The 14822-nt window shown below is 55.5% G+C and carries 13 protein-coding genes; 2 read left to right on the top strand and 11 right to left on the bottom strand.

Annotated features, from left to right (window positions below):
• Positions 1-700: 700 nt before the first annotated feature.
• The 9 genes from V5B44_RS21570 to V5B44_RS21530 all read right to left on the bottom strand — a co-directional run bounded on the left by V5B44_RS21570 (position 701) and on the right by V5B44_RS21530 (position 10746).
• A complete protein-coding gene (locus tag V5B44_RS21570) occupies positions 701-1432 on the bottom strand; it encodes a transposase (protein WP_332361111.1) in 732 nt (243 codons plus the stop codon).
• 322 nt (positions 1433-1754) lie between these two features.
• Positions 1755-3242 (bottom strand): tetratricopeptide repeat protein, encoded by a 1488-nt coding sequence (locus tag V5B44_RS21565; RefSeq protein ID WP_332361110.1) that lies wholly within the window; start codon positions 3240-3242, stop codon positions 1755-1757.
• Positions 3239-3823: a toll/interleukin-1 receptor domain-containing protein gene (locus tag V5B44_RS21560; protein WP_332361109.1), complete on the bottom strand. Its 585-nt coding sequence runs from the start codon at positions 3821-3823 to the stop codon at positions 3239-3241. The genes V5B44_RS21565 and V5B44_RS21560 overlap by 4 nt, the downstream gene beginning before the upstream one ends.
• Positions 3824-3948: 125 nt before the next feature.
• Complete coding sequence (locus V5B44_RS21555; protein ID WP_332361108.1) at positions 3949-5271, bottom strand: hypothetical protein; 1323 nt, start codon at positions 5269-5271, stop codon at positions 3949-3951.
• Positions 5272-6231: 960 nt separating this feature from the next.
• Entirely contained in the window at positions 6232-6681 is a 450-nt protein-coding gene (locus V5B44_RS21550) for a hypothetical protein (RefSeq protein ID WP_332361107.1), read from the bottom strand.
• A 104-nt stretch (positions 6682-6785) separates the two neighbouring features.
• Positions 6786-8270 (bottom strand): antiviral reverse transcriptase Drt5, encoded by a 1485-nt coding sequence (gene drt5 / locus V5B44_RS21545; protein WP_332361106.1) that lies wholly within the window; start codon positions 8268-8270, stop codon positions 6786-6788.
• 168 nt (positions 8271-8438) lie between these two features.
• A complete protein-coding gene (locus tag V5B44_RS21540) occupies positions 8439-8837 on the bottom strand; it encodes a hypothetical protein (RefSeq protein ID WP_332361105.1) in 399 nt (132 codons plus the stop codon).
• Positions 8838-9424: 587 nt separating this feature from the next.
• Complete coding sequence (locus tag V5B44_RS21535; protein WP_332361104.1) at positions 9425-10018, bottom strand: DUF4145 domain-containing protein; 594 nt, start codon at positions 10016-10018, stop codon at positions 9425-9427.
• A gap of 113 nt (positions 10019-10131) precedes the next feature.
• On the bottom strand, positions 10132-10746 hold the full coding sequence (locus tag V5B44_RS21530) for a cold shock and DUF1294 domain-containing protein (RefSeq protein ID WP_332361103.1): 615 nt from the start codon (positions 10744-10746) through the stop codon (positions 10132-10134).
• 130 nt (positions 10747-10876) lie between these two features.
• Here V5B44_RS21530 and V5B44_RS21525 point away from each other — a divergent pair, with 130 nt between their 5' ends.
• Positions 10877-11902, top strand: a complete 1026-nt coding sequence (locus V5B44_RS21525) for an IS110 family transposase (RefSeq protein WP_332361102.1) — start codon at positions 10877-10879, stop codon at positions 11900-11902.
• A gap of 541 nt (positions 11903-12443) precedes the next feature.
• On the opposite strand, the gene V5B44_RS21520 is transcribed toward V5B44_RS21525, so the two are convergent.
• Positions 12444-12968 (bottom strand): hypothetical protein, encoded by a 525-nt coding sequence (locus tag V5B44_RS21520; RefSeq protein WP_332361101.1) that lies wholly within the window; start codon positions 12966-12968, stop codon positions 12444-12446.
• Positions 12969-13121: 153 nt separating this feature from the next.
• Complete coding sequence (locus tag V5B44_RS21515; RefSeq protein WP_332361100.1) at positions 13122-13544, bottom strand: hypothetical protein; 423 nt, start codon at positions 13542-13544, stop codon at positions 13122-13124.
• Positions 13545-13665: 121 nt separating this feature from the next.
• Between V5B44_RS21515 and V5B44_RS21510 the strand changes: the two genes are divergently transcribed.
• On the top strand, positions 13666-14685 hold the full coding sequence (locus V5B44_RS21510; protein ID WP_332361099.1) for an integron integrase: 1020 nt from the start codon (positions 13666-13668) through the stop codon (positions 14683-14685).
• Positions 14686-14822: the final 137 nt, after the last annotated feature.

Here is a 14822-nt window from a genome sequence, read left to right as displayed (position 1 = left end):
TACCGACGTGACTTCATGATGAAGCCATGATAACCACTAGCCGAAGGCACGGGCAAGGTCGCGAGGACTTGTCTGAAGGGTGAACGCGGGGTTTGCAGGCGCACGCGCCTGCCCGCTTGAACGACGCGAGCGCTGTGAGCGGCTGCCAGCCGGAGCGCAAAAGTGCGAGGTGACGGACAGAAACTGCATAGAAGGCCTGTTCTGCGGGCGAGTTGGCACCCCAGACGAAGCCCACCGGATACGGCGGACAAGGTAAATGCAGCCCTTGCGCACGGAAACATCGCGTTCTTGCCTGGGGAGACCTGATCGGCAAGCGATTGCCGACGTTTCGCAAAAGTAGTGGGGATCGCTGCTCAACAGAATGATCCGGGCGTTGCGGCAGGCTGCCGGCCGCAGACGAGCGAACAGGCAGTGAGCGAAGCGAAGGCCGTAGCGCGACGGCGAGCAATCGTCGGCGTGACTGATCAGGAATCAGCAGAGGCCATAGTAGCTGCACCGAAAGGCAACGCGAAGGGCCGAACATGAACAGACAAGGAGGAGCCGTGAGTTACTCGAACCCGACAACGAACCCGACCGGGGGAGCTGGGGATCGGCGTGATCTTGCCCAGCCAGCCTTGCACGACGCCCCGAAGGAAGTTTGTTTGGGGAAGGGCTTGATTGGAAGAAGGAAAGATGAAAGAAAAAGAAAAAGGGGCCTGGCTCACACATCAAGTGACATCTGGTCCTGTGGCCCCATTTCCTCAAGCATTGCCTTCCGTGGCCGACCCCGCGGGCGAATTTCGCGCCGCTGTCCAGTGGCCCGTTCGATACTGTCGATAAACCGCGCATCCCCGAGCGGCTGCCCCTGATCCAGGGCCATGCGGATGTCGCTGATTGCGTCGTTATCCAGCTCGGGGCGGAACAAGGACCGATAGTTCGCCAGCCGGTCAGCCTCGTTTGCCCCCAGACTGGAATACACCGCATGCGGAGTCAGCAATGAGTCAGGTTGCCCCAGTCCGTTCGCCCGATAACTGCTCCAGCGATAATGCGCGGGGTCATCGACCATCGCTGCGCGCACGGGATTGAGTTCGATATAGCGCTGACAAAGAAGTAGATAGGCATCGGCCTGCACCAGAGAAGACTTGTAGCGGCTGTCCCACAAGGTGCCGGTGCGACGGTACGTCTTGTTGATGTACTGCACATAGCGCCGACCCAGCGAAATCATCAGCCGGGAGACAGCCTCGGATTCCGGGGGAGACAGCAAGAGGTGCACGTGGTTGGTCATCTGGACGTAGGCGTGCAGCGCGCAGCCGGTGGCTTTGCAAGCCTTGCCCAGCCATTCGCGGTAGGCAAGGAAGTCGTCCTCAGCGAAGAAGCAGGCGTCGCGGTTATGTCCCCGCTGAACGACGTGCAGGGGAAGACCTGGGAGATGAATGCGGGGGCGACGGGGCATGTCGTTGAGGATAGCAGGTTCTGCCAGTTAAATCGAGCCTGGCCCCTTTAGCTTTAGGCGCTGGGGGTCAACCGGCGGACGGCGATCCTGACGGTAGTCAGCGGCAAGAGCTACTGGCACCTGTCTCGGTCAAAGGCGACGCAAGTCGGGATGACGAACGATTGGTTGAGGGCACAAGGTCTGGTGAGTATCCCGAATCTTTGGATGAAGGCTCACGGGTACGCTTGAGAACGTCGTGTGCGCCCTGTTCATGAACCGCCCGGTGCGGACCCGCATGCCGGGTGGTGTGGGGAGGGCCGGTTAGACGCCGGCCCTTACCCGATTAGCCGTCACCCCGCGCGCTCGAACTGCCAAGCGATTCAATGGCTGCGGCAACTCGTTTGGTTGTTGAATGCTCAGCACCAAAGAGCCTGGTGTAGGTCTGGAGCGCCTCTTCGAAGAGCTGCATCGCTTGATCCTCATCACCCAATGCGTGAAGGACCGCTCCAAGGTTCGCGGTAGCCGCTGCAATTTCTGGCCCGTCTGAGGGGGATCCGCGCACTCTGGTGCGCGCAAGTTCTAGTAGCTCACGGGCCCGCATGTAGTCCCCGCTACGGGCATGCGTCATAGCGAGATTGTTGGCAGCTTGAGCTACTTCGCCGTGATGGGGGCCGTAAAGTGATAAGAGCGACTCAAAGACGCGCTCCTGTAGGTGTCGCGCGTCCAACAAGCGTCCTTGCTCCGTGTACAACGTCGCGAGATTGCTTAGTGTCGACAAAGTGCTCGGGTGATTGGGCCCGAGAACCCGTTCGCGGCCCTCAAGCGTACGCTCGAGAACCCGGGTTGCCTCTTCGAATCGGCCTAGGTCGCTTAGAGTTGCCGCGTAGTTGTTCGCCGAGCTGAGAGACTCCGGGTGATCAGGTCCAAGTGTCCGCAGTCGAGTCTCGTAGACGGTGTGCGCCAACTCGCTGGCCTCAGAAGAACGGCCAAGCCGTCCAAGCGCCGCGGACATGTTGCTCATTGCGGCCAGCGCCACGGGAGAGTCCCGTCTGAACATCGCAACGGTGCTCTGCAACAGATCAAGGGCTTCTTCGACGCGACCGGTTCGCATGGCCACAGTGGCAAGATTCGTGCGGTCGGCCGCGACGATCGAGTCAGCAGGGCCAAACACTTCTGTGTCGACCTCCAATGCCTGCCGAAAGCGGGCCTCCGCTTCTTCTAAGCGGGCGACATCGACCAGGACCGCACCGAGCTTGCGGTGTAGTTGAGCCACGGAGGGGTGTCGAGCGCCAAGGTTGGCCTCCGCCACCTTCAAGGCTTTCTCGTACCAAGGAATCGCACCGTCGGGATCGCCGCCTACCCGAAGCCTATCCCCCACTTCTTCGGGTTCGGCGAGATCACCGGTGCGATCATCCTCCGAGAGCGCGGCCGCCAAGCGGCTGGCTTGAACATGCGCGCTCGATCCCTCGCGAAGATCGATGCCCTGAACAGTTCTAAGTGCTAACGGCAGATCCTCCGGCGAAGACCCAGGCAGAAAGACAGGGATCACTTTCGGGCCAGACGAGTGCCGGTTGCGCGCAAGCGCACGGCGCAACTCCAGTGTCTGGGACTTGCTCGCGGGGGCACTACCCAGCAGATAGAGGACAACGTCGGCTGAGTCGATCGCGGATGATATGGCGCTGTCCCAAGATGACCCCGGGACAAGCGATTGCTCGTCAAACCAAATGTCGACGTCTGTCGACGCCAACATCTGTTGGAGGCGTCGCGCACTCGCTCGCTCATCTGCAGGGTAGCTCAGGAAGACCTTCAGGCCCTTTGTATTAGCCATCATGGAGCTCTTCCGTCAGTAAACCATAAGTCGAGGATTCGTCTTTCGTATTCAACAATTACTTCCTCGTGGACCCCCAGTGTTCTGAATCTCGCTAACTCTCGAATTCTGGCTTCGTACTTTGCAAGGTTGTCTTCCGCGGAAGCGGACTGACTTGGGGGCCAGCGGCCAATCGGCTCGCCTTTGATACCTTGACAGAGCACATGAAACGCATAGTCCTGATCCTGGCCATTGCGAAAGTCTGCCCAAGTCTTCAGTGATACAAAGGCCGGCACTTTGGACGGGTCGGCGTCGGGCAAGAGGACTGGGATTACGCGCAGTTCTGGCTTCCGGGTCTGCAGGTCTAGAGCGCGCTCAATCTCTTGCTGAAACCAACCATCCGGGGTTTTCGCCCCAAGAAAAATGGCACAGCTACTTGCCTCGTCCAGGCCGCGAACCATAGCCTGCTGCCAACTGTGACCGGGGACAAGCACCCACCGATCCAGCCAGACTTTCAACGCACGCTGGTCCTCTAGTCGTCTGGCGAGCGCCTCAACCCACGCTGAGTCGTCGTGTGAGTGGCTGAGAAACGCATCTGTCTTCACGGCGGGTAGTCTAGCGTCGATGGTGACGTGTGACGGCTAACGTTTAACATCACCGGCAGCAAAAAGCATAGCGAGGAACGAGCGGCGCTTTTTGCTGCCCGAGTGCATATGATTGTTAGCCGTATTTAGCGCATGAGTTGCGCATATGCGCCACTAACGACATTTGGAACACTGGCAGGATCAATAACGCTGAGCAATATCTTGAAGTTGCTACGGTAAGAGCCACCAGCCAACACGCGACGCCCCAATGGATTATTGTTGGCACCCGCAGACTGAATTAAAGTGGATATTTCCCTTGGAGAGAAGTTCTGAACCATTTGATCGTAGTACTTTACGGCTGCATTAGAGACACCATATCCGTTACCAACCCGACAACATCCAATAGTTTGAACATATTCTTCTTGTACGGTTTCAGGCACTGCGCCTTGCATTGATAATTCAAGCAAACGTTCAGCAAACGCCGGCTCGTTATAAAAATTATTCATTCCGTTATGAACGTTCCACAACCTTTCGACGGCCCGGGAGAAAATATGATGTTGCTCGGATTCGTTTAACAACCCAAACAAACCTAGCTTTTCGAAGAATTGCAGTGACGCGGCATGTTTGTCTTGATAGCCTTTTGCTACATATTCAGTGTGGCTATTTATTAATTCTGAGCGCATGGAAGCTGTAAAGCTGCTGATTAATCCGCTACAGATATCAAGCGAATTTAGACGTGCCTGCTCTGGAGTATTAGGATCACAATATATTCCATGCGTCATGGTTATAAGCATTTGACGCTGAGCGCTATGAGTTTCTGTCAACCTCTGAATCCAGATGCCACATTGGCTGCTGTTAAAACGCGGCCCTTTGATAGCAGAAATAAAGGCGCCAATATCAACGCCCTTGGGCGAAGCGGAGTCAGCAAGAGCATACCGGACACAACGATTTAGAAAAGCAGTAAATTCCCTGTCGTTAACCTTTCCCAGAGTGGGATGTGCCGCAGAGAAATTGTTTCTGACATCTCGGCATTGATCAAGAAAAAAGAATCCATCCTCGTCAATTATATTGAGCTTCAAACATAGCTCAAGCAGTCTGCTGTCTTGAAGTTCGAGTAAATGCTTTTCTTCGAAATCGTTTTGTCTTATTTGTGCGACAACAGGCAAACCAAATACTCGGATTTTATCCCGAAGGTGAAGGATGGCAGCATTCCATATGTAATTCATTGCTCCATCAAACAAACCTGTGCTCACAGCAACGCACATACGTGCGATTAACTCGCCTCGAAGCCTCTCGGGGATTTCGCGAAGTTCCCGAGGAAGATCGCGCCACGCATATTCAATTTCCTCGGCGCTTGCTAAGGCATTTCTCGGAATTCCCAGTGACTCAACAAGCTGCTCAATCGCAGGTAGAACTGCTGCGGGAAGTGAGGGTAACGTCGGTGCTTCCCTGACAATCAAGTTATTCATTTTTCGCCACCTTCTGTGATGATCTTGCGAACAGCTAACGTCTGCCTTCACCGGTGCGAAACCAGCAAGCGAAGCGCCGCTGGTTGAGCGTCCGGTGCAAGGCATGGTTCGGCGTCACTGCGATCAGGAGCGGAATCACGAATCGGTTTTCAGGTAGCACCTTACGTAGGTTCCCACTTCAGGTCGCAGTCACGATACCCCGGACGGCCAGCATTTATCCCACGCGACCGGAGGCCGTTCCGGACATACTCCATCCCGCTATCCGGATCCAAGTCCTTTAGCACAAGAGTGTGCCGGAAGCCGACATCTCCTACGGCAAAGAACAGCACGCTGCCCGAAGCACACGTCAACACCCGAGATACACCCATGCCTGGCCCAGCATTCCTTTGCGCCTGATCCAAATATATGCCGCCGTATCCCGCAATGGAGATTGCATGCAAAAGATAATCCCCAGGAGCCATCTCCCACATTGCGTACACATTGTCGTGAATTTCCAAGACTTGATTACCGAAAACCGATGGGAGCATCGCAGGATTCGCTGGGAGGCGGGGAATCGGGGAACCAGTCAGGGTTAGGACGACATCGACCCTCCTTGCTCTTCGATCTGTCCAGAGGTCGCTCTCGCGCACGACGTACACAGCACAGTATTCCGGACGCGACGGCAAGAAGCGTCGGGCCTGCTCATGCTCATCGCGAGACGCAATCGGTATGGAATTGTAACGCGCTGTACCTGCGTGCGGACACTCGGACAACCTTGCAGGTGGAACGCTCGTGCAACCGACGAGCATCGCACCTAAGATCACGCTCGGGAGCACATTGGGCCGGGTGGCAAGTAAAGCCAAGGACGAGTAGTGAAGATGAATCACGGGCTAGGCTGACGCCGAACGCAGAGCTAACCGGCGCTGCGCGGCTTTATCGCGCAGCGTCCATCGACCGAAGGGAGCGAGGTTGAGCGCCAGGTTAGGGTTTGTGTGCGTCATATAGTGCTTCCCATGTGAGCTGCCCCACGCCAGTTGCGTTGCTCGTGAATACGGTATCGATTGGGATGAGTTTGCCGAAGCCAAGAAATTTCTCACGATCTATCGACTGAAACGCGCGGCTATAAAATTTCACCGCTGATTCGGGGATCAGAATCGCGTGGCGACAGTTGGATCGATTGGTTCTGCCAGTTTCCTTGAGCAACTCTCCGAATATCTTATGCACCGTGTTGTGCTTATCCTTTGAGTCGTCGCTTTTTGCCTCAATAACCCAGTGCAGGTCTGTTTTGGACTTAAATTCAATATCGGCGAACTTCTTGGATTTGCAGTTCGTGTTGATAACGGAATCAATTTTTACGGTGTCGTCGGCGTGCTGCTCAAGATGAGTAACAAACTCATTGATGAGGTCTTGTTCTGGAGTTCGATTGGCCATCAACTATCCTTGATGAAAACCCTAACGTTTGAATTCACCGGCGCTGCGCGGCTTCATCGCGCAGCGGCCGGTGGAATGATGGGTTGGGCGTCATTGCAAACGGCCTAGAATTTCTTAGCACAGCCAGCGATTAAGTAATTGAGTGGAGAACCCTTCGAAAAGTAGTCGAGTACGTAATTTCGTTCTGCTGCCTTAAGAGATCTGGTTCCCATTGCAGATGTCCATGACAACCAGTCTGACTGTCCTGTCTTGAGAAACTCGTCGCGGATTTCTTTAAAGCCGAACCCTTGCTCAGGTATTTCTAGTACCTTGGCTCTGGCAATCTTGAAGTCCTGTGTTAGCTCAAATATTCGCATCAGAACATCGCCGTAGCATCCATGCCCAATAAGGTGATCCTCCACAATGCACGCTAACCAGAAGAGTTGATATTCCAGGAAGAAGGTTTCTTTTGTTAGATGTTCCAGAAGCACCGCAGCTAGTTCAGCTTTCTCCGATACGGTGGAACAGACAGAATGAATATGCTTGGTTAGGTTGGGAAACTTACGGAGAAGAACGGGAAGGTGTTCGAGAATGCTGTCGCTGTGAGAGCGAAGGAAGCCAAGGATTAGATCAGCATCTGCTTCCTCAAGTGCATCGTCCCTTAGAAGGCCAAGCAAGGCATTAACTTGGTCCTCGGTGAGGTTTGACGCCACTTCATTCTCAACAAGCACAAAATCCACACCTGATGCGCCATGTACCTCATGAATCTCGTCCGCGATTTCGATAAGAGATTCATGTAACGCTGAAAGCGTTTCTTCGACGTCGCCGATGCTCTTGTTGTAATAGGTCTTGCTGGGGTTGACGTTTAATCCAAACTGCCCCAACAACTGCTGTATCCGCAAGAAGTCTTGCCTTAGAACATCAGGGTCATCGTCGAATAAGGTGAAGTCGTCCATGAATCTGACCAGAACAGATGACTTCAATTGCGCAGATAGATCAACGACCTTGAGAAACTCATTACCAATCATTTTAGTCGGGTAGATGCCATGCGGGAGGAAATCAACACTCCTCCCGGCGTTGATTTCCCGGAGGCATTTTCCCAGCGCATTGCTATCGACCTCAGATACCCCCGGTCTCGCGGCAAACCAATGGGAGATGTCATGGTGATACAGGCAGTTGAAATACGAGGCGATATCGAACTGCAAGTTGTGCTTGAACTTTCCATTACTCTCAGCCAAACACAGCTTGTATGCTTTGTATGCGTTGTGGACCGATATATGTCCGCCCCCCATGAATCGATAGCCGAAGCTTCTTCTGGCGTTACTTACCTCAGGTCGAAAGATTGCCCTGTTGCGGTAGGTAATGTCATAGAGAAAATACTCAACGACGGGATCGAGTTTGACAGTGCGTCGAAGGTGGCCGCGTGGCTTTGTTGAGTAAACACGCTGCTGAGGCAAGAAGTTGTCTGCTGCCTGTTTCTCATCGAGGATCTTTTGATAGATGTACTCGGAGACCTCTTTTTCATGCTTTTCCGCGACGAGAAGATTCGTCTTCAATGGAAAGAGCGTGCCGGTGAAGTCAGCTTTGAGGAAGTCAAATGTGGCAGACATACGTTACTCGGCTATTAATGGGTGACGCCCAACGTTCAAGGTCAGGGACGCTGCGCGGCTTTATCGCGCAGCGTCCCTTGGAGCGCAGAGTTAGGCTATTGATTTGCATCTAATTCGACCCTGGTCCCTTTAAGTTCTTTCTGCTCAACGGGCCGGTGGACCGGATTGTTAGCACTCGCCGTTAAGAGCGAAATTGGGTTCATAGATCTGTACTAGGCAAAGCACGAAGTCCTTTGCCTTGGCAATGACATTCGTTGCTTCGGTCTCATCGCAAAATTCACCACGGTGGGCAATAGCGTTGCGTTTGTCATTGACGCTCGTCGCCAACTTGCAGAGTTTGCTAACTGTGGCATGATGCGCTTGCCCCTCAAGAAGTGGGAGCAGCAGTTTTCTGATCTTCCCGTCGAGCCCGTTCGCCCATTTCAGGAAGCTATCCACTAGCTTCGCGTCGAATTGACTTCGCGCAGAAAACTCGCAGCGAATGGCAAGATTTGCCGCAATCTCTGCCGCGGTCGCGGCCCTAATGACAGCAGCAGACCACTCCGCGCGAGTGTGGAGACCGCTCATCTTTCTCCACTGAGATTCGATCCGTTCAAGGTCGGTCCGTTGTTCGTATGGCTTTCGTTTGCTCAACCTAGGCCCCCTTCTTGGAAATGTTCTTCTTTAGGGTGCGTGCCTTACATGTACCGCCAATGGTATCTATAGAATTTCCAATGGCGTCAAGAACTAAGGTGTCGGCCAGAAAATACGCTTTGTAGCAACAGCGTGTGGAGCCGGCCACGACCCACAAATTGCCCTTGGCGTCCCCTGCGCTACAAACGTCATTAGCGAGTTGGTACGCTCCGTCAAGGCGTTTCGTTACAGGTAAGTCTTTGCGCTGATATGTCAGCGCAAAACTGCCTGTGCTATAGAACGTAAATTCTTCCCCCGACCGGCTTTCTGAGTCGCTCCATCGCCCGGCAATAGTTGCGGCATTGGCCGACTCGGCGGCCAGCGATAGTCGGGGGGCGATTGAGAGACAGAGAAGGCAGATGGTCAGATATCTATGCATATTGAGTGCGATCGCTTGAGAGTGCTAACGTAGAGCTAACCGGCGCTGCGCGGCTTTATCGCGCAGCGTCCAGCGACCGAAGGGAGCGAGGTTGAGCGCCGGGTTAAGCCTCACCTTGCAGCCCCCGTGATACACGTGAAGGAAGAACAAACATGATCTGCGCAAGCGTGGCGGCGAAAGACAATACACGTTGAGCGTCTTGCACAGTGGGTAGGCTAGCTGCTTCATCTGCGTGGCGCTGATCGTTTGCATCTAGCCTGACAGCATGAGCCCATGCTGCCATATCGCTTGTAATCACATGGTCAGCGGCTGCCTTATCGATTCGTGCATAGAGGCTTCCTTCCGCGTAGCCCTTCACTTTCAACATGGAATCCACTGCGCTTGCCGCAAGCATGACTGCCCCTGCTGGGGCATGCATGCTTTCTGAAGCTTGTTTTAAGTATGCACGGGGACGCTCTGGAATCTCAAGATCAACCGACTCGAACTTGGGGTAGAAGTCTTGGACTGGTTGATTGTGATTGGCTGCACAAGCGGAAACAACGCTGCCGCAAGTGCCACAAACGTAGATGGCCCAAATGAGTGGGCGTCCACCAGTGTGGTCATGAGTCTGAAGATGATGCTTGCGATGAAGATTCGGATTGGCGGTGCCACAGTGTGGGCAACGTTCGAGCTTCAGATTTTCGGAAAGTGTGAGCATAGGTGTGTGTTGTGTGGCTTAACATTTGGCTTGAGGGGCGGCCGGAGCCCGATGGGCGGAGCGTACCTGCAAGCCCAGCTTGCAGGCCGTCCCCTCGAAGCGATGGTTAGCCCTCACGCGGCACCCAGTACAGACTGAAGCGTTCTTGCGCCAGAGGGCGAAAACAACCAGCCGAGTGCTCCGCAGTTGAGCACAACGGTGACCCAAAAGGTGGCTTGAAAGGAAGCCTTCGCCGACTTGTGCCGAAGCAGCCGCTGTGCCGCCAAGGCGCCGGGCCACCCACCGAGAAGAGCGAATAAGTGCAACGTGCTTTCTTGTGTTCGCCATTGATTTCTTAAGGCGGCTGACTTGTCGAAGGCGTAAGCGAAGAAGGCCACGAGACTTGCAACAAGGTAGAGCGCAAGAACGACAACCGGGAGGCGACCGGCGATAACTGCCCCAACAACAAATGCTAGAAAGCAAACGGCAAATAGCGGGGGGATGTTGCTGCGACCGGGCGGGGCCGACGGAGTGGGCGTTTCACCGACAAACGCAACGGTATTCGCCTGCGCTCGGCCCTTACCGTCTATTTTGAGTTCGTAGGTTACGAGTTCGTTTCCTTTCGGTCGACGCTGGCGATTGGAAAAGGAACTGATGTGTACGAAGACTTTTTCCCCACCACCATTGGGTGTGATGAAGCCGAAGCCTTTGTCATCCGTCCATGTGGTGATACGACCTTGGTAGCGCATGGCAAGTGGGTATGAGGGCTAACGAATGAAAGGGACTTCCCCGTTCCGAGGCTGCGGCGGAAGCCACGAACGGCAACGAGTGCCATGATGGGAATTCGCAATCACATCAAAACCACGAAAGGGGAAGTCCATGAGCATTATCACAGTTGGAATCGATCTGGCCAAGAACGTCTTCGCCGTCCATGGGGTTAATGATAACGGCAAGGCCGCGCTGGTCAAGCCCAAGGTTGCCCGCGACAAACTGCTGGAACTGGTGGCCCAGTTGCCGCCGTGCGTGATCGGCATGGAAGCCTGCTCCGGCGCGCACCACTGGGCGCGGCTGTTTCGGCAGCATGGCCACACCGTGAAGCTGATGGCGCCCAAGTTCGTCAGTCCCTACCGCATGTCCGGCAAGCGCGGCAAGAACGATGCGGCGGACGCCGCCGCCATCTGCGAAGCCGTCACCCGGCCCCACATGCGCTTCGTCCCGGTCAAGGAAGAACACCAGCAGATCATCCTGAGCCTGCACCGCACCCGGCAGGGGTTCGTCGAAGAACGCACCGCCACCTATAACCGTCTGCGCGGCCTCATCAGCGAATTCGGTATCGTGCTGCCGCAAAAGGTCGCCAACCTGCGCCGCGACATCATCCTGCGCCTGGAAGACCTGCCCGGCTATGTTAATCAGTGCGTCGGCGATTTGCTGGCCCACGCCGACGCCCTGGAAGTCCGGATCGCGGACTACGACCGGATCATTGCCAAGGCCGCGCGCGAGGATGCGCGCAGCGAGCGCCTGATGCAACTGCCCGGCATCGGCCCCAATACCGCCAGCGCGATGCTCGCCAGCATCGGCAGTGGTCACGATTTCAAGAACGGTCGCCAGGTGGCGGCGTGGATCGGCCTCACCCCCGGCCAATACAGCAGCGGCGGGACGGCCCGCCTGGGACGGATCACCAAGGCGGGCGACCGCCACCTGCGCAGCCTGCTGGTGATGGGGGCGCGTGCCGTGCTCTGCGGCCTGGGAGACAAACAGGACCGGTTCAGTCGCTGGGCGCGGGCTCTGGTCGAACGACGCGGCTACTGGAAGGCAGTGGTAGCGATTGCCGCGAAGAATGCGCGGCTGGCCTGGGCGGTGCTGAAGTTCGGCGAGGAGTTCCGGCTGAAGCCGAGCACGGCCTGAAGTGCAGAGAAATGCGGCAGCAAAGGAAGAATATGAAAGGAACACAGGCGCCATCGCGGGAGCGGTGGCCAGGAATCACCGATGCACTGCATGCGTTGATGTGAAGCGGGTTGGACCCGCGCCGGGAGAGCCTGATCACTTCACGGGGAGAAATCATTCCCGACTAACGATGGAGGCCCCGGCGCGCGTCTTTCATCAGGGTCCGGGCGACATGCCCAACATGACCGGTTGTAGTTTCGCAGTCCGCCATCTTCTTGCATCAAGCATCAGGGCAGTACGGGTAAGGAACGAGGTCAAGGAAATGAAGCAGAGCTAAGAACGCGTGTCGCCGCTGGGTCTGCGAGGTTGGATGCGGAAAACCGTCGCATCCAACCTCGCACGAGCGCCACCCCCGCGGTTCGCCCATGCAGTATGGCTTTGAGGAAAAAAGCCAAGACAAAAGCTTCAAACCGCTTGCGTAAAGTGGGGAAGCCCTTGTAGTAGAAGTCACCGGCCTGCGCGGCTTTTTGCGCAGTTCCGGTGGACTGCCGGGTTAGCGACCTTAGTCCAGCACTGCAATAAGCCCAAGGTTTGCGAATTGTTCGAGGTACATTGGTGCATTGATAAACTCCGCTACGGTTTGAACGTCCTGCTGTTTTGACTTTCCCTGCGGCTTAAAGTCCAAAGATAAATGGTAGCTCGTGCTGTTAGGAAATTTGCTATTGAAATAGTAATGCAATCCTTGAGCAACAACTGATGCTGGAAAAACGTGAATGCAAGGCTCAACCTCGTTGCTCGACAGATCGACACAGCACACAAACCGCCTTTCGAGTGGGATCGCGTCTTCCCTAGGATGAGCGTATTTGCTTTGAAGGACCCACCGGCGCGGATAAGAAGCAGTTGACTTAACTTCAATGAATGCCACGTTTCCGCATTTATCAAAGGCAAGAATGTCGTAACTAATTGCATTTCCCCATTGCAAACTCACCATGTAGCCGCGTTGTGCAAGTCTTGACGCCACCAAAAATTCGCCCGTAAGGCGATTTAGATTTTTCCGTTCGTTTGAGACTCGCTCAGTAGTTTTCATTGGGCGCTAACGCCGGCGGTAAGCCGCGCCGGAAGGAGCGAAGCGAGTGGAGGGCACCAACCCGGCACGGGTTGGCGTCGGCTTGACCAACCGGTTAGGCTGGGGAGCGGAGGCAGGGTGTTGCACTTCAAATGTTAATCCGCGCCACACTGCTTACGCATCTCTGACTATCTCTGCTAGGTGGATCAGATTTTCCTTGAGTTGCCATGCGCGTTCAATATATGTATGTACGTCCGAGTCGAGGAGGTTGCTGCGCTCTAGTCGTGTTTCTTCGATCAGTTCGATGAACAACGCATAGATGTTGTGCGTCAGGTAGTTGCGCTGCTTGCAGAGCTCATTTAACCAGGTGATTTCGTTCTGGCCGATGGCGTTATGCTTTGCTGCGATCTTTACGAGTTTTCCTAGAGTAAGGCCTTCCACGGCATTGGGCACAGCCTTGCGCAAAAGTAGTCGTATTAATTCTGCCTCAAGCTGACCTGATGCTAAGGTGACTTGACCAAGTTCTGCACAGAACTCAGGACTTTCGTACAAGAGCTTGTAGAACTCAATTCCTCCGGTTGGGCTACCTTGATACACGGTGCTTCCTTGTGTGGCCTAACGTGATGTAGCAATCCTACTTGACGCAAAGCTTTGCGTCAGTATACTGTATGCATGTACAGCAAGCGGAAAATTCTCAGACAGATCAGTGAGGTTCGCCATGGACCCGTCCACTAAAATTTCCGGCAATTGCGTCAATGCCCTCTCGGCTCCGCCACCGCCCCGGCGGCTGCTCGATCAACTCAGCGACCGCATCCGTTTCAAGCACTATAGCATACGCACGGAGCAGGCCTATTGCGGCTGGGTACGACGCTTCATCCTCTTTCACAACAAGCGGCACCCTTGTGAAATGGGGGCGCACGAGGTCGAGGCGTTTCTTACTCACCTTGCGGTCGCCGGGCGTGTTTCGGCATCGACTCAGAACCAGGCGAAGAGCGCCTTGCTTTTCCTCTACAAGGAGGTGCTGGAGACTGAGCTGCCGTGGCTGGATGACGTTGAATCGGCGAAGGCTTCGAAGCGCTTGCCGGTCGTTCTCACGCCTGACGAAGTCCAGCGCCTGCTGGTGCTGATCGAGGGCACCGCCGGGCTGATCCTGCGGCTGCTCTACGGTACCGGCATGCGCATCATGGAGTGTCTGCGCTTGCGGGTGAAGGATGTCGACTTTGCGCGCGGCGAAATCCTCGTGCGCGAGGGGAAGGGTTTCAAGGACAGGGTGACGATGTTGCCCAATACGCTGGCCGCCCCGCTGAAAAGTCATCTGGCAAGGGTGAAGGCGCTGCACGATGAAGACCTTGCCGCAGGTTGCGGCGAAGTCTACCTGCCGTGGGCGCTGGCGAGAAAGTATCCGCATGCCGCATGCGAATGGGCGTGGCAGTATGTCTTCGTCGCCGCCAGGCGATCGGTCGACCCACGCTCCGGAGCGGTACGCCGACACCATGTCGAGGCCCAAAGCATTCAGCGCACAATGCGCAACGCGCTACGCCACGCCGGCATCAGCAAGCCGGCCACTCCGCACACCATGCGCCATTCGTTCGCCACTTGTCTGCTCGAAAGCGGCTACGACATTCGCACCGTGCAGGAGCTGCTGGGTCATTCGGATGTGGCCACGACGATGATCTACACGCACGTGCTCAACCGCGGTGGGCGAGGGGTTCGGAGTCCGCTCGACGCACTGGTGTAGAATGCGCGGGTGTGACTTTTCACGGGCATGCGCGGCCACCTTCGCAGGTCGGGTTGGCGCAGCGTAAGCGGACTTTTTTCCGTGGGATGTTGGCTTACGGCCTGCGGCCTAACCCAACCTACGACGCTACGACCCTA

It is taken from the genome of Candidatus Accumulibacter necessarius (genome assembly GCF_036625085.1).
Note: the sequence above shows the minus strand (reverse complement) of the source record. Positions and strands in the feature narration are given on the sequence as shown.